The sequence below is a fragment of the Thioalkalivibrio sp. ALE12 genome, from assembly GCF_000381105.1.
Lineage (GTDB): Bacteria > Pseudomonadota > Gammaproteobacteria > Ectothiorhodospirales > Ectothiorhodospiraceae > Thioalkalivibrio.
The window spans coordinates 57,146-77,654 of sequence record NZ_KB905908.1 but is presented as its reverse complement, the minus strand read 5'-3'; the positions used below and the strand labels follow the sequence as shown (position 1 = coordinate 77,654).

Here is a 20,509-nt window from a genome sequence, read left to right as displayed (position 1 = left end):
GGGCGTGCCCTTCGGCTGGAACAGCGCAATGCGAACTCATCTGTGTGGACGTGTCACCGAGAACGAACTCGACTCGGAGGTGACCCTTTGCGGCTGGGTGAATCGCCGGCGTGACCACGGGGGCGTGATCTTCGTCGATCTGCGCGACCACACGGGTCGGGTGCAGGTCGTGTTCGACCCCGACCGCGAGGACGTCTTCGCCCGCGCCGAGCAGCTGCGCAGCGAGTACGTGATCCGCATGACCGGTCGTGTGCGCCGCCGTCCCGAGGGGACCGAAAACCCGGACCTGTCCACCGGTGCGGTGGAGATCCTGGGTCTGGAACTGGAGGTCCTGAACGCCGCGAAGACCCCGCCGTTCCCGCTGGACGACGAGGACGTCGGCGAGGACACCCGCCTGCGCTATCGCTACGTGGACCTGCGCCGCCCGGTGATGCAGGAGCGCCTGCGTCTGCGCGCAAAGGTCTCCGCGGCCATGCGCCGCTTCCTCGAGGAACGCGATTTCCTCGACCTCGAGACCCCGATGCTGACCAAGGCCACGCCGGAGGGCGCGCGCGACTACCTGGTGCCCAGCCGCACGCATCCGGGCAGCTTCTTTGCCCTGCCGCAGTCGCCGCAGCTGTTCAAGCAGCTGCTGATGATGTCCGGCATGGACCGCTACTACCAGATCACCCGCTGCTTCCGCGACGAGGACCTGCGCGCCGATCGCCAGCCGGAGTTCACCCAGCTGGACATGGAGATGGCCTTCGTCGACGAGGCCGACGTGATGGACGTGACCGAGGGCCTGATCCGGCACCTGTTCCACGAGGTACAGGGTGTCGAGCTGCCCGACCCGTTCCCGCGCATGGCCTACGCCGAGGCGATGGCCCGTTTCGGCTCGGACAAGCCCGATCTGCGCATCCCGCTGGAGTTCACCGAGCTGACCGAGCTGATGCAGGCGGTGGAGTTCAAGGTCTTCAACGGCCCGGCGAACGACCCCGAGGGCCGCGTGGCCGCGCTGCGCGTGCCGGGCGGAGCCAAGCTCACGCGCAAGGAGATCGACGTCTACACCGAGTACGTCGGCCGCTACGGCGCGAAGGGCCTGGCCTACATCAAGGTCAACGACCCGGCGGATATCGAGGGCGGGCTGCAGTCGCCGATCCTGAAATTCCTGCCGGAGGACGTGACCCGGCAGATCCTGGAAAAGACCGCGGCCGCCGCCGGCGACCTGATCTTCTTCGGTGCGGACAAGGCCTCTGTGGTCAACGAGGCGATCGGCGCGCTGCGGGTGAAGCTCGGCCACGACCTCGACCTGGTCGAGGCGGGCTGGCAGCCGCTGTGGGTCGTCGACTTCCCGATGTTCGAGTACGACGACCAGGACAAGCGCCTGTACGCCCTGCATCACCCGTTCACTGCCCCGGCGGTGGACAGCCCGGACGCGCTGCGCAATAACCCGCGCGAGGCCCTGTCCCGTGCCTACGACATGGTGCTCAACGGCACCGAAGTGGGCGGTGGCTCCATCCGTATCCACAACCCCGAGATGCAGCAGGCTGCGTTCGAGGCCCTGGGTATCGGCGAGGACGAGGCCCGCGAGAAATTCGGCTTCCTGCTGGATGCGCTGGAGTTCGGTGCCCCGCCGCACGGCGGCCTGGCCTTCGGCCTGGACCGCCTGGTGATGCTGATGAGCGGCGCCCACTCTATTCGCGACGTAATGGCCTTCCCCAAGACCCAGACGGCCGCCTGCCTGCTGACCGACGCCCCGGCGCCGGTCGGCGAGAAGCAGCTGCGCGAGCTGGGCATCCGCCTGCGCGCCAGCGCTACGCAACAGGCCGGGTAGGCAACGGGCCGGTCGTTCACCATGGCCGGCATGCGTACCAGTGTGGTTACGGTCCATGGCTGGCATATGTCCGGCCTGGAGATGGCCCTGCTCGCCCGGCGCCTGCGCGCGGCCGGTCACGCGGTTCACCCCTTCCGCTACGCCTCGCGGCGCCAGACGCCGGAGCAGGCGGGGCGCGCGCTGGCGGCCTTTCTCGACGACGTCCCCGGCGACCTCGTGCACCTGGTCGCCCACAGCCTGGGCGGCGTGGTGGTGCGCCACCTGTTCGAGGTCGCGCCCGTGCAGCGTCCCGGCCGCATCGTGATGCTGGGTTCGCCCCTGGCCGGCAGCCGCGTGGCGGCCCGGCTGGCGCGCAACCGGGCCGGGCGCTGGTGGCTGGGCGCGCCCCTGGAACGCGGCCTGCTCGGTGGGAGCCCGATCCTGCGCGGGCGCGACATCGGCATGCTGGCCGGCAGCCGGCCGTTCGGGCCGGGCCCGCTGATTGCGCGCCTGCCGCATCCCCATGACGGCCTGGTCGCGGTGGACGAGACGCGGGGCCCCGACGTCTCGCGTCACCTGACCCTGCCGGTGACGCATATGGGCATGCTGTTCGACACCGTCGTGGCGCGCGAGACCCTGCACTTCCTGGAGGCGGGCGAGTTTCTGCCCTGACGCCGGACGGGCCCGTCAAGCCCGACCACCGCGGTCATCGCGAGGCGCGGAGCGCCGTGGCGATCTCCGTGGATGGCCCCGGCGCTGGCCCGGGCGGGCGTCGGGGGTTCGGTCCGGAGGTTACTCGCTGCGCGCGCCCTTCGAGCCGGCCTGCGGCCGTTCACCGCCCCTGCGGGGCCTCGCAATGACGAAGGGGCTACGGCAGGGGCATGCCGCCCGCATTCGTGATTAGCGCGGCCCCAGCGATTAGACTGTGCGCATTCCGGTGCCCGGCGGCATGCCGGGTCGGCATAACCGAACCCAACTCAAGGAGTCGTGACCGAATGGCAGGCCACAGCAAGTGGGCGAATATCCAGCATCGCAAGAACGCCCAGGACGCCAAGCGCGGCAAACTCTTCACCAAGCTGATCCGCGAGATCACCGTGGCCGCCCGCCAGGGCGGCTCGGACCCGGAGACCAACCCGCGCCTGCGCCTGGCGATCGACAAGGCGCTGGGTTCCAACATGACCCGCGACACCATCGAGCGGGCCGCCAAGCGTGGCGCCGGCGAGACCGATGGCGACAACGTCGAGGAGATCCGCTACGAGGGCTATGGGCCTGGCGGTGCGGCCATCCTGGTCGACTGCATGACTGACAACCGCAACCGCACGGTTGCCGAGGTGCGGCATGCTTTCTCCAAGATGGGCGGCAACCTCGGCACCGACGGCTCGGTCGCCTACCTGTTCCAGAACAAGGGCGTGATCCGTTTCGCCCCGGGCCTGGATGACGAGGTGGTGATGGAGGCCGCGCTGGAGGGCGGGGCCGAGGACGTCCAGGTCGAGGACGACGGTGCGATCGAGGTGATTACCGAGCCGGAGACCTATCAGGACGTGCGCGCCGCACTGACGGAGCGCGGCCTGGAGCCGGAAAACGCCGAGGTCACCTGGCGGCCGGAGACCCTTGCCCCGCTGGATGCGGAGACCGCCGAGTCGGTCCTGAAGTTGCTGGACATGCTGGATGATCTGGACGACGTGCAGAACGTCTACACCAACGCCGACTTCCCCGAAGAAGTCAGCGGTGACTGATCCGGCCGCGGCGTGAGCGGCGTGCGCATCCTCGGGATCGACCCCGGCTCCCGCGTGACCGGCTTTGCGGTCATCGAGTTTGATCGCAGTCGTGGCCGTTCCTGCGGCCACGGCGTGATCCGGCCGAAGGCGAAGGCCTTCCCCGAGCGCCTGGGCGAGATCTTCGCCGGCGTAGTCGAGGTGATCGACGAGCTGAAGCCCGACGTACTGGCCATCGAGTCGGTGTTCGTCGCCCGCAATGCCCAGTCCGCGATCAAGCTGGGGCACGCCCGTGGCGCGGCCATCTGCGCCGCCACCCAGGCCGGTCTGCCGGTACACGAATACGCCCCGCGCGCGATCAAGCTGGCCGTGGTCGGTGTCGGTGGCGCGGACAAGGAGCAGGTCCAGCACATGATGCAGCAACTTTTACGCCTGGCCGAACCGGCCAGCAGCGATGCCGCTGATGCCCTGGCCGTCGCGCTCTGCCACGCCCACACCCGGCAGAACGAGGCGCGCCTGCAGGGCTCGGCCGCCGCGATGATCGGGGGGCGCCCATGATCGCCCGACTGGAGGGGCGGCTGATCAGTCGCGAGGTGAACGGCGTGGTGATCGACGCCGGCGGGGTTGGTTACGAGGTGGATGTCCCGCTGTCCACGCTGGCGGCCCTGCCGGAACCCGGCGAGACGGTCGTGCTGGCGACCCACCTGGTGGTGCGCGAGGATGTCCACCAGCTCTTCGGATTCCTGAACAAGCGCGACCGCGACCTGTTCCGCCGTCTGATCCGCGTCAACGGTATCGGTGCCAAACTGGCGCTGGCCATGCTTTCGACCTACGCTGGCGACGAGCTGGCGGGCCTGATCAGTGGTGGGGACGTGACAGGCCTGGCCAAGGTGCCGGGTATCGGCAAGCGCACCGCCGAACGGGTGGTGCTGGAGCTGGGCGAGCGCCTGGCCGAGATGGGCTTTGCCGCCGCGCCCGCCGGGGCGGCGGCGGGCAGCGAGCCCACGCCGGCTGCCGCGATGGAGGGCGAGGCCCTGGCCGCGCTGGAGTCTCTCGGCTATCCGCGGGCCAGCGCCGAGAAGATGGTCGCGGCGGTCCGTGACCAGGCCGACTCGGTGGAGACGCTGGTGCGTCTCGCGCTGCGCTCTACCGTCAAGCGCTAGCGCGCGAATCCGCGGTGATCCTGGCAGGGACAGCGTGGTCGTCAGCGTTTATGTGCTTTCGGTCCGCCGCCTGCCTCGTGGTGGCTGGTCCTGGTTCGGCCTCGGGTGTTTACGGTGGTTCCGGTCTGCATACTGCCGTGCGCTGACTCGCCAGCGCGCCCCGAGTGACTTCTTTGCTCGTGCAAAGAAGTAACCCTGGGTTTCGGCACGCGGCGCCGGTTGGCCAGCAGCACCACCTCCATCGGCGCATCGAAGCCCAGTCGGCGGATCACGCCATCGCCACCGCGGTACCGTCCGCCGCCACCGGAGCCCCGGCGATAGCCGAATCGCTCCACCCGCACCGGGAAGCGACTCTCCAGCACCTCGGGGTCGGTCAGGCGGGAGTTGGTCATGTGCGTCTGTACGGCGCTGGCCCCTTCGTACCCGGGACCGGCCCCGGCACCGCCGGCGATCGTCTCGTAGTACTGCCGCCCGGCATCGCCAAAGGTCAGGTTGTTCATCGTGCCCTGAGCCGCGGCCTGCACGCCCAGGGCCCCGAAAAGCGCATCGGTCACCACCTGCGAGGTCTCGACGTTCCCGGCGACCACGGCGGCGGGCGGCACCGGATTAAGCAGGCAGCCCTCCGGGATCGCCAGGTCTACCGGCGCCAGGCAGCCATCATTCAGCGGGATCTCGTCTTCCAGCAACGTGCGCAGCACGTACAGCACCGCCGCCCGCACGATGGAGCCCGGGGCATTGAAATTGTCCTCGCGGGCCGGCGAGGTCCCCGCGAAGTCGATCCGCAGGCGGCGCGCCCCCGGATCACACGTGACGGCCACCCGAATCTCGGCGCCGTTGTCCAGCGCATATTGGAACGTACCGCCCTCCAGACTCGGGATCAGCCGCTCGACCGCCTCGGTGGCATTGTCCTGCACGTGCTGCATGTAGGCCGTGACGGTCGGCACGCCATACTCGTACAGCAGCCGGCCCAGCTCCTCCAGTCCCTTGCGATTGGCCGCCACCTGGGCCTCCAGATCCGCCAGGTTCTGATCCGGGTTGCGGGCCGGCCAGTCACCCGACCCCAGCAGTGTCCGGATACGCGATGTGGCAAAACGCCCGTCACGGACCAGGCGGGTCGGGGCAATCAGCACGCCCTCCTCCTCCAGCCGGTGCGAGAACGCCGGCATCGACCCCGGGGTGATGCCGCCGACATCCGCATGGTGCCCGCGCGAGGCCACGAAAAATGCCGGGGCCGCCACCTCGGCCTTCGAATCCTCGGTCACCGCGCCGCCCGGCCCGACAAACACCGGCGTGACCACCGTGATGTCCGGAAGATGGGTCCCGCCGTTGTAGGGGTCGTTCAGCACCCAGGCATCCCCGGGGCGGAGGTCGTCGCCCGCGGCCGCGACCACCGCGCGCACGCTGGCCCCCATCGACCCCAGATGCACCGGCATGTGCGGGGCATTGGCCACCAGCTGGCCGTGGGCGTCGAACAGCGCGCAGGAGAAATCCAGGCGCTCCTTGATGTTCACCGAGTGCGCGGTGTTGCGCAGCGTAAAGCCCATCTGATCGGCGATCGCCATGAAGCGGTGGTTGAAGACCTCCAGCAGGACGGGATCGCGCGGGATCGTATCCGGGTCCTCGACGGCCGGTTGCCCGCGCCGCTCGGCTCCGCCCTCGCGCACGAGCCGCAGCGTCCCTTCGTGCTCGACCCGGCCGTGCCAGCCCGGCTCCAGCACCAGAGTCGCGGTGGTCTCGATCACCAGCGCGGGACCCGCCAGGGTCATCCCCGGGCTCAAGTCCTCGCGCCGGTACAGCGGTACGTCGCGCCGCTCGCCCGCCACCACCATCGTGATCGTATCCGTCTCCGGAGCGGGCGCCTCGCGCGCCCCCTGTAGCGGGATCGACGTATCCGCCGCCTCACCCCCGGTCGCGATCGCCTCGGCCGCCGCAACCGCCACGACCAGCGGACGATCCGGCGGCGCGAACCCGTACCGCCCGCGCCAGGCCGTGGCGAAGGCCTCCATCAGTGCCGCGGGCGAACCGGCCGGCACCTCCAGCGCGGTATCCGACCCCGCCAGCCGCAGATGCAGACGCCGCTCGATGCGCATGGCGTCCGCCGCCACGCCCTGCTCCGTCAGAGCCGCGATCGCCGCGCCGGCCTGATCCTCCAGCGCCGCACCGATCGCCTCGGCATGCGCCTCGTCCAGCGGCCATTCCAGGCTGCGCTCGCGCAGGGCGCGCAGCTCGCCCAGCCCCATGCCGTAGGCCGACAGCACCCCGCCCAGCGGATGGAACAGGATGTGTTCCATGCCCAGCTGCTCCGCCACCCGGCAGGCATGCTGCCCGCCCGCGCCGCCGAAACACACCAGGGCGTAGCGCGACACATCGTGGCCGCGCTGCACCGAGATGGTCTTGATGGCCTGGGCCATGTGCTCCACCGCAATCTGCAACAGCCCCTCGGCCAGCCCTTCCGGCGTCGCCGCCTCCCCGGTCGCGGAACGGACGGCCTCCACCAGCGCATCGAACTGTCGGCGGACCGGTTCCGGATCCAGCGGCCGGTCGCGCCCGGGGCCGAACACCGCCGGAAAATACTCGGGACGCAGGCGCCCCAGCAGAACGTTGCAGTCGGTCACCGTCAGCGGCCCGTCCTGGCCATAGCAGGCCGGCCCCGGCTGCGCCCCGGCCGACTCCGGCCCGACCCGCAGGCGGATGCCGTCGAAGCGACAAACCGAGCCGCCGCCCGCCGCGACGGTGTGGATGTCCAGCATCGGCACGCGCAGGCGGGCACCGGCCACCTCGCTCTCCTGGCGGCGTTCGAGCTCGCCGGCCAGATGCGCGACGTCCGTGGAAGTCCCGCCCATATCGAAAGTAATCAGGCGCTCGAAGCCGAGCGGCGCGGCGGTCTTCAGCGCTCCGACGATCCCGCCGGCCGGCCCCGAAAGGATCGCGTCACGCCCGCGAAACCGCGCCGCATCCACCAGCCCGCCATGCGACTGCATGAAGCGCAGGGGCACATCGCCCAGTTCCGTGCTGACCTGTTCCACATAGCGGCCCAGCACCGGCGACAGATAGGCATCCACCACCGTGGTCTCGCCGCGGGGTACCAGCTTGATCAGCGGGCTGGTCGCGTGGCTGGCAGCCACCTCGGCGAACCCCATCTCGCGGGCGAGTGCCGCGATAGCCTGTTCATGCGCCGGATAGCGATAGCCGTGCATGCACACAATCGCCAGCGCGCGAATCCCGTCGTCCAGGGCCGCCTGCAGGCGCGGGCGCAGGGCCTCCAGGTCCACCGGCTGGAGGATCTCCCCGGCCGCGTTCACCCGCTCGCGCACCGGTTCCACGCGGGCGTACACCGGCGACGGCAGCCGAATGGCGCGCGCGAACAGCTCCGGCCGCGCCTGGTGCCCGATCGCCAGCGCGTCCTCCAGACCCTCGGTGATCACCAGCAGAGTGCGCTCCCCCTTGCGCTCGAGCAAAGCGTTGGTGGCCACTGTGGTCCCCATGCGCACCTCGTGGATCACCCCCTCGGGGATCGGCGCGCCAGGATCGACGCCGAGCAGGTCGCGCATCCCCTGTACCGCCGCATCGGCATACGCCTGCGGGTTATCGGACAGCAACTTGCGGGTATGCAGACGCCCCGTCGGATCACGCGCGACCAGGTCGGTGAACGTCCCGCCCCGGTCCACCCAGAAACGCCAGTCTTTCGCCCCTGTGGCTTGAGTCATGTCCACCGCTCTGGTTTGATCGCCCGAACTCGCGCCCCGCGGCCCGGTCGCAGGCTCGGTAATCGTCGAGCCTCTGAATGAAGGAATGATCACGCATGGATCCCGTTACCCACGCCAGTCTCGGTGCCGTGATCGGCGGCCTCGTCCTCGGCTCCCGCCTGGGGCGCAAGGCCGTAGTGCTGGGGGCCGGCGTTGCGCTGCTGCCCGACCTGGATGCGTTCATAGCTTACGGGGACGCGGTATCCGAGTTCATCCACCACCGGGGCTTTACCCACTCCTGGCTGGTACAGCTGCTGGTGGCCACCGGTGTCGCGGGGCTGCTGGCGAAGGTCCCGGCGACGCGGGAGATCGGCTTTGGCCGCTGGTGGCTGTTCTTCTTCCTGATCTGGGCCACACACTCGATGAATGACCTGCTGACCACCTACGGCACCCAGGTGTTCTGGCCGCTGCCGGTCGGCCCCCTGTCCACGGGCTCGATCTTCGTGATCGACCCGCTATACACCCTGCCGCTGCTGGTCGCGGCCATCGGTGCCCTGTTCTACCGTTTCGCGCCACGCCTGCTGGTCGCCGGACTCGTGCTGTCCACCGCCTACGCCGGTTCCGGTCTCGCGCTGAAGGCCTGGCTCGACCATCGCATCCAGCCCACGCTGATCGCAATGGACCTGCAGGACCAGCCGCGCATGATCCAGCCCACCCCCTTCAACCTGCTCCTGTGGCGCGTCACCGTCATCGACGACGGCCACTTCCTGGAGGCCTGGGTCGGCATCCTCGATCAGCCCATCCGGCCGGACTTCGAGGTCTTCGAGCGCGGCGCCCATTTGGAGGATGCCGCGCTGGCCCTGGAGGACGGGCAACGCCTGCAGTGGTTCGCCGGCGACTTCCTGCGTTTCCATCGTGCGGAGCGTGACGACGAACCCGACCGGCTGGTCGTCACCGACCTGCGCCTGGGCGCCCCCGGCTACTTCCCCTTCGGCTTCGAGATCGCCGAGGAACGCGACGGCGAATGGCAGCCCGTCGCCAGCCGCCAGGTCCGCGAGGCCGGCTTGCGTGGCGATGCGATCCGCGCCATCGCCACGCGCATTGTCGACCCGGAGGGGGCGCCCTGTCTGATGGACCTGGCCGAGCCCGACTATGCTATCGCCCGGCCGCCGCCGCGCTGTCGCCTCCGCCAGCAGACGCCGTGAACGGATCCGGCCCTCCCGACGGCAGCCCACCGCACGGATGCGAGCTGTGCGGGCGCCGGATGGATACGCTGACACGCCACCATCTGATTCCGCGCAAGCAGCACCGGCGCAAGCGCATCCGGCGGCGCTTCAGCCGCGCGGAGCGCGAGGGTCGCATTCTCTGGGTCTGTCGTCCCTGCCACGATCACATTCACAAGCACTTCGACGAGCAGGTCCTGGCCGAGCGCCTGAACACGCGCGACGCGCTGCTGAGCGAGCCGGTGATCCGCGACTTTGTCGCCTGGATCGCGCGCCATCCGCCCGGCTTCAAGCCGCGCGGCTAATCCGCCAAGCGCGGGACCTCACGGCGATCCCGGCCTGGCCAACGTCGCCGTCAGGCTTCGTCTGGCCGCCTGCCTAGTGTTGGCTGGTCGTGGTTCGGCATCGGGCGTTTACGGTGCCTTCGCTCTGCATACTGCCGTGCGCTGACTCGCCAGCGCGCCCCGAGTGACTTCTTTGCTCGTGCAAAGAAGTAACCAAGAAACACGCCCGACTGCCGCGACCCCGGCCCGCTGCGCGGGCCGGGGTTTCCCTCGCTCCGAGGCTTTTCGCGGGCGGCGCTGAACTCGCTGCGCCTTCGGCTCCGCTCAGACATCCAGCGCCTTTTTCCCCGCGAAAACCCTCTCCGCTCGGCGCGACGACAACGGGGAGGCAGGTGAAAACAACGGCGGTCCACACATTCGCGCTATTGGCTGGAGGCTAGCTGTTCCGGGATCTTGGGCACGCTCGGCCTGCGGCCATAGCGTGCCGCGCCCGCGTAGCGGGCGCCGGGGGCTTTCAGGCGGCAGGGCCGTTGTGGTGTCGCGGGGTCGGGATGCCTTCTGTCTTGACCTTCGCCTCCCGTATGGAGCCCCTTGCGGAAGGGTTCTCGGGCCGGCCCGTTTTCTATAAATTCGGGGCGCTGGATGTCTGAGCGAAGCGCAGCGTAGCGAGTTCAGCGCCGCCGGCCCGAGGGCCCTGGAGCAAGGTTCCCGGGCGAAATCCGGGTGCCCTTCTTTGGGTACTTTCTTGGGCAAGCAAGAAAGGACCTCGCGGCGCGCTGGCGAGTCAGCGCCAGGCAGTACGTGGACCGAAGGCACCGTAAACACCAGAGGACGAACCAGGGCCAGCAACAACAAGGCAGGCGGCCGAACGAAGCCCCCGCAAACTTCGCAGATCAGTGCTGCGAGGCCGGCGGCAGCTGGATAAAGCGCTCGCGATACAGGCGGAGTTCGTCGATCGAGTCGCGGATATCCTGCAGCGCCTGATGCGAAGCATTCTTGCGCAACTGCGCGATCACATCCGGCGCCCAGCGCCGCGCGAGCTCCTTCAGCGTCGAGACATCCAGATTGCGGTAGTGGAAGTACTGCTCCAGCTCCGGCATCAACCGCGCCATGAAGCGCCGATCCTGGCAAATCGAATTGCCACACATCGGCGAGGCCCCCTTCGGCACGTACTGCGCCAGAAACTCCAGGGTCTCCTGTTCCGCATCCCGGGTCTCCGACGAACTGTTGCGCACACGCTCGATCAGCCCCGAGGTCCCGTGGGTGCGCTGGTTCCACTCGTCCATCGCCTCCAGGACCTCCGCCGGCTGGTAGATCGCGATGACCGGCCCCTCGGCGAGGATGTTCAGTTCCTTGTCGGTGACAATGGTGGCCACCTCCAGGATGCGGTCGGTCTGCGGCTCCAGCCCCGTCATTTCGAGGTCGATCCAGACCAGGTTCTCGGCATTCACGGCCATCTTGTGCCTCCTTGGCGGACAGCCCACGCCTGCATGCTGGCTGCCCTTTCATCTGTCGCAGGAGTCTATCATCATGGTTGCAAGGCTCGTGACCACGGGCCCAAACCCCCGCCACAAGGAGGGAAGCATGCGACATACCCATACCAGCATTGCCACCGCCGCGACCGTGCTCGCGCTGAGCCTGGGCGGCGCGAGCACGGCCCTGGCCGACGACATCCGCGTGGGACAGGACCTGCACAGCGACAACTGCATCAGTTGCCATGCCGACATGGTCGGGGGCGACGGCTCCGGGCTGTACACCCGCGACAACCGCATGGTCGGCTCGCACGACGAACTGGTCGCCCAGGTCAACAACTGCAACGTCAACCTTGGCACCAACTGGTTCGACGACGAAGTCAACGCCGTGGTCGCCTATCTCAACGCGGAGTACTACCAGTTCGATGAGTGATCTCAAGAGCAAGCACTGCCAGTCCTGCGAGGGCTTCACCGACCCGATGCCGCGGGAGGACGCGGAGCGCGCCCTTAAGCAACTGCATGACGGCTGGGGCATCGACGAGGCCGGCAAGAGCATCCAGCGCAGTTTCAAGTTCAAGAACTTCCACGAGACCATGGCCTTCGTGAACGCCGTGGCCTGGATTGCCCATGTCGAGGATCACCATCCCGACATGGCCGTCGGCTTCAACCGCTGCGCGGTGGAATTCTCGACCCATGCCATCGGCGGCCTGAGCGAGAACGACTTCATCTGTGCCGCGCGTATCGATGCCCTGTTCGAGTAACCCCCGCCCGGGAGTCCCGGCTTGAGCCGGGTCGCCCGGGTCTTCGCCCGCCACAACCAGATGGCCGACATCGCGGTGGACCACGAGCCGCCGCGACGCCTGCGGCTGCACCGGCGCTTCCGCGACCTCGCCTGTGGCGACCGCGTGGAGCTGGACGCCGCGGGAGAACAGGTTGCGCGCCAGCTCGATCGCGACAACGTCCTGGTCCGGCGGGACGGGTTCGGGCGACGCAAGGTGATTGCCGCCAACATCGACTGCGTATGGATCGTGATCGCGCCGGAACCCGCCCCGTCGCGTAACCTGATTGACCGCTTTCTGGTCGCGATCCTGAACCTCCCCGCGCGCCCGCGCCTGCTGGTGAACAAGCAGGACACCGGCCCCGCCGAGCCCCCCGAGTGGCTGGCCGCCTATCGCGAACTGGATCTCGATCCGCTGCACGTCTCCGCCAGGACGGGGTATGGGCTGGACGAACTGGCGGCGGCCGCCGCCGGGCACACCAACATCCTGGTTGGTCAGTCCGGCGTCGGAAAGTCCTCGCTGGTGGCCGCCCTGCTCGATCAATACGGGATCGCCGACGCCATAGCGCCGGCCACCGGCGATCTCGCCGCCTCCGGCGAGGGCCGCCATACCACGGTCACCGCGCAGTGGTACCCGCTCGCCAACGGGGGTGCCTGGATCGACTCGCCCGGCGTGCGCGACTTCACGCCCGAGATCCCGTCCCTGGATACCCTGGAGCGCGGCTTCCCGGACATCGCGGAACGGGCGGTGGCCTGCCGCTTTCGCGACTGTCGCCACCAGACCGAACCGGGCTGTGCGGTTCGCGCCGCCATCGACGCCGGCGAACTCCCCGCGGAGCGCCTGCAGGCCTGGCACGAACTCGCCGCCGAAATCCCCGCCCAGACCCGCGCCCGCGGGTAACGGTTCCACCACGTAGCGCACAAGAAAACCAAAAAATCGGTTTACAGGAAGAAGGGAAGACTGGAAGGGAAAGGGATTAAAAACCGCTTGTTCGAGTAAGCCCTGCGAACGACCCCGGCGCCGCTCAGCGCATTAAAACGGGCATTTCTTCCAGCCTTCCCAACTTCCTGTTAACGCTCTTGAAGTGTTTTTTCGGACTAGCAGTGGGAGGGTGTCGCGGCGGGGGCCGGGATCAGAAGGTCAGGCCCATCTCGACGCCGATGACGGAGGAGGTCGGCTCGCGGCTTGCACCCTCGAACTCGAGGCGATCGGCCAGCCAGTTGTCCGCCGAGTTCAGCGAATAGTCGTCGTAGTACAGGCTCAGGGAGAGCTCGGACTGGTTCTGCAGGCGCAGGCGGCCGTCCAGGCTCAGGTAGCCGGCAGTACGGCCCGTCTCGCGATAGCGCGTGCCATAGCCAAAGCCCAGGTCACGGGCCTCGCTGGACAGGGGCTGGCGCACCCCCACCCGGAACTGGCTGTCGAAGCGACCGGAGGCAAAGGTCGGACCGAAGCTGAAGTCGGTGAAATACGCGGTGGACTCGCTGGCGGGGCCGAGGTCGTTCCAGTCCGGCCGGGTCTCCATGCCCAGCCCCAGATTCAGGCCGTAGCCAAAACCACCGCCCAGCTCCTGGTGGTAACCGCCCACCGCCTCGAACTGGCGCGTGCTGGCGAAGGCATTGTCGGTATCCTCGAGGATCGAGGCATCCCCGGTACTGCGGACCGACAGCCGGTAGCGCGAATCGCTGTCGCGACCGGTCTCCGGTTCGCCGCGCAGCGTGGTGATCGCCGCATCCGGACCCGCGAACCCCTGCGTCTGAGGCGACGCGAGCAGCGAATAGCGGTCGTCCGCGCTGGCCGGCGCCGCTGCGACCGCGAACCCGCTGACCAGCAGCACTCCAGCGACCAGCGAAGAACGGGGCCCACGCAGACGAACCCGCCCCAGGCCTTGCACCTGAGGCGGGTTCGTCGGGGCTGCACCGTTCAGTCCGTGTCGCGTCACACCAGTGATCCGTATTGTTGTTCTTCTTGCCTAGCCCGGGGGCCAGCTCAGCGCACGCCCGGCCAGGACATGCATGTGTATATGGTAGACCGTCTGGCCCCCGTGTTCGTTGCAATTCATCACGGTTCGATAACCGTTTTCCGCAAATCCGCGATCGCGTGCAATCTGCGCGGCCACCCGGGTCATCTGCCCGATGATCGGGGCGTCGGCCGCGTCCAGATCATTGAGCGTGGCGATGTGCTTTTTCGGGATCACCAGCACATGTTCGGGGGCCTGCGGATTCAGGTCTTCGAAGGCCAGCACCGCGTCGTCCTCGAAGACCACCTTCGCCGGGATCTCCCCCGCCACGATCCTGCAGAACACACAATCGGTCATGCCGCCCCTCCAGTATCGGTCAAAATATTACCACGTATCAATATTCACGCCGACCCGACAGCGCATGCGCCAGGGTCCCGGCATCGATGTACTCCAGTTCGCCACCACTGGGAATACCCTGGGCAATCCGGGTGGTGCGCACCCCGTGGCGCGCCGCCATCTCCGCGAGGTAATGGGCGGTCACCTCGCCCTCCACCGACGTGTTTGTCGCCAGGATCAGTTCTTCCACGCCCTCGGCCTGCAGGCGCGCCTCCAGCCGGTTCAGCCCCAGCTCTTCCGGGCCGATGCCGTCCAGCGGGGACAGTCGCCCGAGGAGCACATGAAAGCGCCCGCCGAAATCGGTCGCCGACTCGATCGCCAGCACGTCCCCGGGGCTTTCCACCACGCAGATCACCCGCGAATCGCGTTCCGGATCGGCACACCGACTGCAGGTTTCGGCCGCGGTGAGCGTGCGGCAGACGGAACAGTGCCCGATACGCTGGACCGCGTCGTCGACCGCCCGCGACAGGCGCCGCGCGCCCTCGCGGTCGCGCTCCAGCAGGTGCAGGGCCATGCGCCGTGCCGATTTCGCCCCGACCCCGGGGAGACAGCGCAGCGCCTGGACCAGTTCGTCCAGTTCCGCATCCATCAGACGCGTCCGACCCGGCCGGTCAGAACGGCAGCTTCATGCCCGCCGGCAGGCCCATGCCCTCGGTCAGGCTGCCCATGCGCTCCTGCGTGGTCGACTCGACCTTCTGCACCGCGTCGTTGATGGCCGCGGCCACCAGATCCTCGATCATGTCGCGGTCATCCTCGAACAGGCTGGGGTCGATCTTGACCCGGCGCGCCGCGTACTTGCCGGTCAGGACCACGCTGACCAGCCCGCCACCGGCCTGGCCCTCGATCTCCATCTCGGCCAGCTCGGCCTGCACCTTCTGCATGTCTTCCTGCATCTTCTGGGCCTGCTTCATCAGGCCGCCCATACCACCTTTCATCATCGGTTCGATCTCCTGCCCCGCAACGCGGCGGTTTCTGGTTCAGTTACTTGTCTGGCGTGGCGCCGCCGGTCGAGGGGGCCTCGCCGGGTTCGCGAATCCGCACGGCCCCCAGTTCGGCGCCAAATTCCTCGCCCAGCGCCTGGACCACCGGGTCCTCGCGCATGGCCGTCTCGGCGCTAGCCTGACGCTCCGCCGAGGCCGCCGCAAGCCGGGCCGCGGGGGTCTCCCCGGAAGGCTCGGACTGGTTGACGATCTCCAGGCGCAGGCTGTGGCCCAGGGCGTTCTCCAGCGCATCCTTCAGCCGGCCCTTGGCACGATCGGTACACAGTGTGCCCGGGGCCACCGCGATCACCACGCGTTCCGCGTCATGCTCGCGCAGCTCGGCGTGCCGGGCGAGTTCGCGCACCGTGCCCATGGGCAGCCCCTCGGCGAAGCGGTACCAGTCGAAAGCGCCATCCGCCGCGACGGGCGGCGCAGCCGCCTCCGGCGCGTAAGGGCCGGCCGTGGAAGGCGACGCCTCGCGCGCCTGACGCGGCGCGGTGTGACCGGCCGGTGCTTCGGCCTGCGGTACCGGCGGTGCCGGCTCGTTCACCTGTTCACGGGGGCGTGACGGCGGCGCGCTGGCGGCGCCGGCACCCCCGGTCGGGCCGGCGGCAGTTGCCGGGGGACTGGCGGAAGCCGCCGATGCCCGGGATGCGGTGCGCGTGGACGGCGCCGACGCGGTCCCGTCGGTACTGGCCGGCCGACGCGGCGGGGTATCACCGGACTCGCCCGCAGGCCCCGGAACCGGCTCCGGCCGGAAGGCCAGCAGCCGCAACAGGGTCATCTCCACGCCCATGCGCGCGTCCGGGGCATAGGGCAGATCGCGTACACCGTGCACCAGGATCTGATAGGCCAGCTGGATCGTCTCCGGGTCGACCCGGTCGGCGGCCTCCCGGGCCCAGACGAGCGCCTCCTCGCCCGCCCCGGGAGCCGTGCCGGCCACCTGCTGGACGGCCACCTGATGCACCAGCGCGGCCAGTTCATCCAGCAGCCGCGACCAGTCGGGGCCCAGGGCATCCAGCTCCGCCAGTCCCGCCAGCAGGCCGGGGCCGTCCCCGGCAAACACGGCATCCAGCAAGCCGGCCAGGCGCGTGCGCGGGAGCAGCCCGAGCATGTCGCAGGCATCGGATTCGCTCAGGCGTTCACCGCCATAGGCAATCGCCTGGTCGGTCAGGCTCAGGGCATCGCGCATCGAGCCCTCGGCCGCCTCGCCCAGGCGCAGCAGCGCGCCCGGCTCCGCCTCCACGCCCTCGGCGGCGAGGATGCGCGTCAGGTGCTCGGCGATCATCGCCGGCGGCATCGGCTTCAGATTGAACTGCAGGCAGCGCGACAGCACGGTGACCGGAAGCTTCTGCGGATCGGTCGTCGCCAGCAGGAACTTCACATGGTCCGGCGGCTCTTCCAGCGTCTTCAACAGGGCGTTGAAGCTCTTCTCGGAGAGCATGTGTACCTCGTCGATCAGGTACACCTTGAAACGCCCGGTGGTCGGCGCATAGGAGACGTTGTCCAGCAGCTCGCGGGTGTCGTCCACCCGGGTGCGCGACGCGGCATCCACCTCGATCAGGTCCAGATGGCGACCCTCGGCAATCTCGACGCAGGAGCGGCACTCGCCGCAGGGCGTGGCGGTCACGCCGGTCTCGCAATTCAGGCAGCGCGCGAGGATGCGGGCGATGGTGGTCTTGCCCACCCCGCGGGTCCCGGCAAACAGGTAGGCATGATGCAGCCGATCGCCGCTGAGGGCATTGGCCAGGGCGCGCACCACATGCGGCTGCCCGACCAGGTCCTCGAAGCGCGAGGGACGCCACTTGCGGGCCAGAACCTGGTGACTCATGCCTCCCCCGTCGATCGAGTCATGTGCACGCCCGGGTGCGGGCATCACCGCAGGGGTCCGGGCCGCAGGGAAATAGGGTGGTGGCCCGCACCCGCCACACCCCGGCGCCCGACGCAGCTGCTACCGTTGCTCCCTTCCGGGCCTGGCGGGGTTCACAGCCTGTCGTCGCGAGGGGACTGATACGGACCACCATAACGCGGTCCGCGATTCGGCGTTTCCGAATCGGGGCGGCAAGCTTCCGCATTTCCGGCGAACGCGTCAACCTTGGGGCCATGCTATGGAATCGGTGTAACCACCGCGACCGGCACACCGATAGCCTAAAACTAACGATCAAATAGAAAAGTAACACTGGATCAATCATTAGCCAGGCCTTATCTTGAGTCCCGTAGTCGGGCATCGGCCCGGCCGAAATCAAAATCTTCTCTCTGGCAATCAACACTCAACTGAAGGAGTACAACTCATGGAACTCGAAAATCGCGAAGGTCAGCGCGTACCGGAAGTCACCTTCCGCTGCCGCAAGGACAACGACTGGCACGACGTGCGCTCGGCCGACCTGTTCAATGGCCGCAACGTGGTCGTGTTCGCCCTACCGGGGGCCTTCACCCCGACCTGCTCCTCGGCCCACGTGCCGCGTTACAACGAACTGGCGCCGGTGCTCAAGGAGCACGGCATCGACGAGATCGTCTGCATCTCGGTCAACGATGGCTTCGTGATGGAGGCCTGGCAGGCCGACCAGCAGGCCGACCGCGTGACCTTCATCGCCGACGGCAACGGCGAGTTCACCGAGCAGATGGGCATGCTGGTCGACAAGAGCGACCTCGGCTTCGGCTGGCGCTCCTGGCGCTACTCCATGCTGGTGCGCGATGGCGTGATCGAGAAGCAGTTCATCGAGCCGGACGAGCCGGGCGACCCCTTCGTCGTCTCCGACGCCGACACCATGCTCGCCCACGTCGCCCCGGATGCGGCCTGCCCCGAAGACGTGGTCGTCTTCACCAAACCGGGCTGCCCGTACTGCGCCAGCGCCAAGGAGATGCTGGAGAGCGCCGGCCTGGATTACGAAGAGATCATCCTGGGCCGCGACGCCAGCCTGCGCAGCCTGCGCGCCGCCACCGGCGCGATGACCGTCCCGCAGGTGTTCGTGGGCGGCCACCGCATCGGCGGCTCGGAAGATCTGCAGGAATGGATCTCCCGCGAGCAGAAGGCGGCGTAAGTCGTCTCTGCCCCTCGGGGCGGGTGCTGTCCCGCCCCGGGTGGTCACCCGGAACATGGGTGGCCATCCGTGTCCGGATGCCCGCACGGGCGGACGTCCGGACACGGATGGCAGATCCTGGCGCCCGCGCGTAGCGCGGTCGTTATGTAACACTTTCACCGAACCCTTCGAGGAATCGACATGGAACACTACGACATCATCGTGATTGGCGGCGGCAGCGGCGGTCTGGCCGTGGCGGAACGCGCCGCCCCGCACGGCGCGCGCGTCGCCGTGTTCGATCCCAAGCCGCTGGGCGGCACCTGCGTGAACGAGGGCTGTGTGCCCAAGAAGCTCACCTGGTACGCCGCGGAGCATATGTCGCACGCCCGCGAAGCCGGCGAGTTCGGCGTGGACGTCGAGATCAAGGGCATCCGCTACGCCGACCTGGCCAACAAGCGCCAGGCCATGCTGAAGGACCTGAACCAGTTCTGGTCCGGACATCTGGAAAAGCTAGGCGTGACCCACATTCCGGAACGCGCCCGCCTGACCGGCAAAAACCAGGTGGTCAGCGACAGCGGCACCGAATACACCGCCGAGCGCATCGTACTGGCGATGGGCGGCGCCCCGATCGTGCCGCCGCTGGAGGGTGCCGAGCTGGGCGCGACCTCCGACGACTTCTTCGAATGGACCGAGCTGCCGGAATCCATCGCCGTGATCGGCGCCGGCTACATCGGCCTGGAGATGGCCGGGATGCTGCGCTCCATGGGCGTGAAGACCGACGTGGTCGCGATGGAGGACCGCGTGCTGGAGATGTTCGACCCGATGGTCTCGCAGGCGCTGGACCAGCACATGGAGCACCAGAGCATCGACCGCCACCTGGGCGTGAAGGTCGCCGGCCTGGGCGGCAAGCCCGGCGCCGTGACCGTCCAGCTCGAGGGCGGCCAGGAGCTGGGCCCCTATGAGAAGGTCCTGTGGGCTGTCGGCCGCAAGCCGGCCACCAGCGACATGGGCCTGGAAGAGGCCGGAGTCGAGATCGCCCGCGGCGGCATCATCCCGGTGGACGAATGGCAGGCCACCAATGTCGACGGAATCTACGCCCTGGGCGACATCATCGGCAAAGGGCCGCTGACGCCGGTGGCGATCGCCGCCGGCCGGCGCCTGGCCGCCCACTGGTATGCCCCCGAGACGAAGCCGGTACCGGTGGACTACGACCAGATCCCCACGGTCACCTTCACCCACCCAACCGCGGGCATGGTGGGTCTGACCGAGCCGCAGGCGGTGGAGAAGCACGGCGACTCGGTACGCGTCTACGAGACCCAATTCGGCGGCCTGAACCGCGCGTTCGCCGAGGGCGAGGTGCCGCCGGTGGCCATGAAGCTGGTCTGCGCCGGGGAGGATGAAAAGGTCGTCGGCATCCACATGATCGGCGCGAATGTCGACGAGATGCTTCAGGGCTTCGCCGTGGCGGTGCGCATGGGCGCGACCAAGCGCGACCTGGACCTGACCATCCCGCTGCACCCCACCAGTGCCGAGGAGCTGGTCACCCTGAAGGAAGGCCGCCCCGGGCGCCAGGAAGGCCTGGCCCAGGCCGCCTGACACCCGCCCCGCCCTCCCTCACGCAAAACGCCGTCCCGAAACACATCCCGGGGCGGCGTCTTTTCTTGCGCGTGCGGTCTGCCGAAGCCCGCGCGGTCGGTTGTCAGAATCGCCAGCCCAACGACGCGGTGAAGGCGTCGATCTTGTAGTCGCTGTCGAAGTCGTAGCGCTCAAACTCGGCGCGAATCAGGAAGCGATCCAGCTTCACCTGCGCACCCACTCCGTAGACCGGGTCCACGCCATCGTTGTTACGCAGCGTGAGGCTCTCATCCCCCAGGTTGCCGCGCACATCCGCATCCCACTTGGCGAGACCCGCCAAGGGAAACACTGGATAATGTACGCGTTCGCGCTCGAGTCGCTTTTGCGTGCGAACAAGGCGCGGTGACTGCCGTGCAGTCATTCTGCACAAGGGAACCGCAACGCCGTGCGCGCGCAAAAGCGGCCGA

19 protein-coding genes, 1 other RNA gene and 1 pseudogene are annotated in these 20,509 nt (G+C 68.5%); 12 read left to right on the top strand and 9 right to left on the bottom strand.

All coding sequences use genetic code 11. From position 1 onward, the window contains the following. Positions 1 to 28 precede the first annotated feature (28 nt). The 5 genes from aspS (at position 29) to ruvA (ending at position 4,670) form a co-directional block, all read left to right on the top strand. Positions 29 to 1,813 (top strand): aspartate--tRNA ligase, encoded by a 1,785-nt coding sequence (gene aspS, locus F614_RS0107840; RefSeq protein ID WP_019558673.1) that lies wholly within the window; start codon positions 29 to 31, stop codon positions 1,811 to 1,813. A 21-nt stretch (positions 1,814 to 1,834) separates the two neighbouring features. After that, positions 1,835 to 2,464: a triacylglycerol lipase gene (locus tag F614_RS0107835; protein WP_018867439.1), complete on the top strand. Its 630-nt coding sequence runs from the start codon at positions 1,835 to 1,837 to the stop codon at positions 2,462 to 2,464. A 323-nt stretch (positions 2,465 to 2,787) separates the two neighbouring features. Then, positions 2,788 to 3,528 (top strand): YebC/PmpR family DNA-binding transcriptional regulator, encoded by a 741-nt coding sequence (locus tag F614_RS0107830; RefSeq protein WP_018877156.1) that lies wholly within the window; start codon positions 2,788 to 2,790, stop codon positions 3,526 to 3,528. A 21-nt stretch (positions 3,529 to 3,549) separates the two neighbouring features. Beyond that, positions 3,550 to 4,065 carry a crossover junction endodeoxyribonuclease RuvC gene (ruvC, locus tag F614_RS0107825; RefSeq protein WP_026279293.1) on the top strand — a complete coding sequence of 172 codons (516 nt, stop codon included), beginning with the start codon at positions 3,550 to 3,552 and terminating at the stop codon, positions 4,063 to 4,065. After that, complete coding sequence (gene ruvA / locus F614_RS0107820) at positions 4,062 to 4,670, top strand: Holliday junction branch migration protein RuvA (protein ID WP_019558671.1); 609 nt, start codon at positions 4,062 to 4,064, stop codon at positions 4,668 to 4,670. Before ruvC ends, ruvA begins: the two co-directional genes overlap by 4 nt. A 41-nt stretch (positions 4,671 to 4,711) precedes the next feature. Here the strand turns inward: ruvA and F614_RS13970 are convergent, their stop codons facing one another. Further along, positions 4,712 to 8,377, bottom strand: coding sequence for a hydantoinase B/oxoprolinase family protein (locus F614_RS13970; RefSeq protein ID WP_231378040.1), 3,666 nt, complete (start codon positions 8,375 to 8,377; stop codon positions 4,712 to 4,714). Positions 8,378 to 8,472: 95 nt separating this feature from the next. Here F614_RS13970 and F614_RS0107810 point away from each other — a divergent pair, with 95 nt between their 5' ends. Together F614_RS0107810 and F614_RS0107805 are read left to right on the top strand one after the other, a co-directional pair. After that, positions 8,473 to 9,561, top strand: coding sequence for a metal-dependent hydrolase (locus F614_RS0107810; RefSeq protein WP_019558669.1), 1,089 nt, complete (start codon positions 8,473 to 8,475; stop codon positions 9,559 to 9,561). A 59-nt stretch (positions 9,562 to 9,620) separates the two neighbouring features. Next, on the top strand, positions 9,621 to 9,884 hold the full coding sequence (locus F614_RS0107805; RefSeq protein ID WP_018879530.1) for a hypothetical protein: 264 nt from the start codon (positions 9,621 to 9,623) through the stop codon (positions 9,882 to 9,884). An 872-nt stretch (positions 9,885 to 10,756) separates the two neighbouring features. On the opposite strand, the gene orn is transcribed toward F614_RS0107805, so the two are convergent. Continuing rightward, the gene (gene orn, locus F614_RS0107800; RefSeq protein ID WP_018866559.1) at positions 10,757 to 11,320 is read right to left on the bottom strand and encodes an oligoribonuclease; all 564 of its coding nucleotides are present in this window, start codon (positions 11,318 to 11,320) and stop codon (positions 10,757 to 10,759) included. A gap of 127 nt (positions 11,321 to 11,447) precedes the next feature. On the opposite strand from orn, the gene F614_RS0107795 reads away from it, so the two are divergent. Genes F614_RS0107795 through rsgA form a run of 3 tightly spaced genes read left to right on the top strand, consistent with a single transcriptional unit; the run spans position 11,448 to position 13,014 of the window. Beyond that, positions 11,448 to 11,768, top strand: a complete 321-nt coding sequence (locus F614_RS0107795; protein ID WP_018866558.1) for a cytochrome c — start codon at positions 11,448 to 11,450, stop codon at positions 11,766 to 11,768. Beyond that, positions 11,761 to 12,096 (top strand): 4a-hydroxytetrahydrobiopterin dehydratase, encoded by a 336-nt coding sequence (locus F614_RS0107790; protein WP_018866557.1) that lies wholly within the window; start codon positions 11,761 to 11,763, stop codon positions 12,094 to 12,096. The genes F614_RS0107795 and F614_RS0107790 overlap by 8 nt, the downstream gene beginning before the upstream one ends. A 21-nt stretch (positions 12,097 to 12,117) precedes the next feature. Further along, positions 12,118 to 13,014 (top strand): ribosome small subunit-dependent GTPase A, encoded by an 897-nt coding sequence (gene rsgA / locus F614_RS0107785; protein WP_019558668.1) that lies wholly within the window; start codon positions 12,118 to 12,120, stop codon positions 13,012 to 13,014. A 232-nt stretch (positions 13,015 to 13,246) separates the two neighbouring features. Here the strand turns inward: rsgA and F614_RS0107780 are convergent, their stop codons facing one another. From F614_RS0107780 to ffs, 6 genes are all read right to left on the bottom strand, one after another. Beyond that, positions 13,247 to 14,053 (bottom strand): hypothetical protein, encoded by an 807-nt coding sequence (locus F614_RS0107780; protein ID WP_369771868.1) that lies wholly within the window; start codon positions 14,051 to 14,053, stop codon positions 13,247 to 13,249. A 30-nt stretch (positions 14,054 to 14,083) separates the two neighbouring features. Continuing rightward, a complete protein-coding gene (locus F614_RS0107775) occupies positions 14,084 to 14,428 on the bottom strand; it encodes a histidine triad nucleotide-binding protein (RefSeq protein WP_018866554.1) in 345 nt (114 codons plus the stop codon). Positions 14,429 to 14,465: 37 nt separating this feature from the next. Next, a complete protein-coding gene (gene recR / locus F614_RS0107770; RefSeq protein WP_018866553.1) occupies positions 14,466 to 15,056 on the bottom strand; it encodes a recombination mediator RecR in 591 nt (196 codons plus the stop codon). A gap of 22 nt (positions 15,057 to 15,078) precedes the next feature. Next, the gene (locus tag F614_RS0107765) at positions 15,079 to 15,405 is read right to left on the bottom strand and encodes a YbaB/EbfC family nucleoid-associated protein (protein WP_018866552.1); all 327 of its coding nucleotides are present in this window, start codon (positions 15,403 to 15,405) and stop codon (positions 15,079 to 15,081) included. Between the two features lie 43 nt (positions 15,406 to 15,448). Further along, complete coding sequence (gene dnaX, locus F614_RS0107760) at positions 15,449 to 17,278, bottom strand: DNA polymerase III subunit gamma/tau (protein ID WP_018877982.1); 1,830 nt, start codon at positions 17,276 to 17,278, stop codon at positions 15,449 to 15,451. Between the two features lie 85 nt (positions 17,279 to 17,363). Further along, positions 17,364 to 17,460, bottom strand: an RNA gene (gene ffs, locus F614_RS14485) — signal recognition particle sRNA small type. Positions 17,461 to 17,738: 278 nt separating this feature from the next. Between ffs and F614_RS0107755 the strand changes: the two genes are divergently transcribed. Together F614_RS0107755 and gorA are read left to right on the top strand one after the other, a co-directional pair. Then, a complete protein-coding gene (locus F614_RS0107755; protein WP_019558667.1) occupies positions 17,739 to 18,488 on the top strand; it encodes a glutathione peroxidase in 750 nt (249 codons plus the stop codon). 180 nt (positions 18,489 to 18,668) lie between these two features. After that, entirely contained in the window at positions 18,669 to 20,063 is a 1,395-nt protein-coding gene (gorA, locus tag F614_RS0107750) for a glutathione-disulfide reductase (protein ID WP_019558666.1), read from the top strand. A 103-nt stretch (positions 20,064 to 20,166) separates the two neighbouring features. On the opposite strand, the pseudogene F614_RS14980 reads toward gorA, so the two are convergent. Further along, positions 20,167 to 20,509: pseudogene (locus tag F614_RS14980) on the bottom strand (porin family protein); the annotation flags it as partial.

Coding starts and splice junctions, on each gene's coding strand:
- aspS (WP_019558673.1), top strand. CDS start 29: ATGCGAACTCATCTGTGTGGACGTGTCACCGAGAACGAACTCGACTCG.
- F614_RS0107835 (WP_018867439.1), top strand. CDS start 1,835: ATGGCCGGCATGCGTACCAGTGTGGTTACGGTCCATGGCTGGCATATG.
- F614_RS0107830 (WP_018877156.1), top strand. CDS start 2,788: ATGGCAGGCCACAGCAAGTGGGCGAATATCCAGCATCGCAAGAACGCC.
- ruvA (WP_019558671.1), top strand. CDS start 4,062: ATGATCGCCCGACTGGAGGGGCGGCTGATCAGTCGCGAGGTGAACGGC.
- F614_RS13970 (WP_231378040.1), bottom strand. CDS start 8,377: ATGACTCAAGCCACAGGGGCGAAAGACTGGCGTTTCTGGGTGGACCGG.
- F614_RS0107810 (WP_019558669.1), top strand. CDS start 8,473: ATGGATCCCGTTACCCACGCCAGTCTCGGTGCCGTGATCGGCGGCCTC.
- F614_RS0107805 (WP_018879530.1), top strand. CDS start 9,621: ATGGATACGCTGACACGCCACCATCTGATTCCGCGCAAGCAGCACCGG.
- orn (WP_018866559.1), bottom strand. CDS start 11,320: ATGGCCGTGAATGCCGAGAACCTGGTCTGGATCGACCTCGAAATGACG.
- F614_RS0107795 (WP_018866558.1), top strand. CDS start 11,448: ATGCGACATACCCATACCAGCATTGCCACCGCCGCGACCGTGCTCGCG.
- F614_RS0107790 (WP_018866557.1), top strand. CDS start 11,761: ATGAGTGATCTCAAGAGCAAGCACTGCCAGTCCTGCGAGGGCTTCACC.
- F614_RS0107775 (WP_018866554.1), bottom strand. CDS start 14,428: ATGACCGATTGTGTGTTCTGCAGGATCGTGGCGGGGGAGATCCCGGCG.
- recR (WP_018866553.1), bottom strand. CDS start 15,056: ATGGATGCGGAACTGGACGAACTGGTCCAGGCGCTGCGCTGTCTCCCC.
- F614_RS0107765 (WP_018866552.1), bottom strand. CDS start 15,405: ATGATGAAAGGTGGTATGGGCGGCCTGATGAAGCAGGCCCAGAAGATG.
- dnaX (WP_018877982.1), bottom strand. CDS start 17,278: ATGAGTCACCAGGTTCTGGCCCGCAAGTGGCGTCCCTCGCGCTTCGAG.
- F614_RS0107755 (WP_019558667.1), top strand. CDS start 17,739: ATGGAACTCGAAAATCGCGAAGGTCAGCGCGTACCGGAAGTCACCTTC.
- gorA (WP_019558666.1), top strand. CDS start 18,669: ATGGAACACTACGACATCATCGTGATTGGCGGCGGCAGCGGCGGTCTG.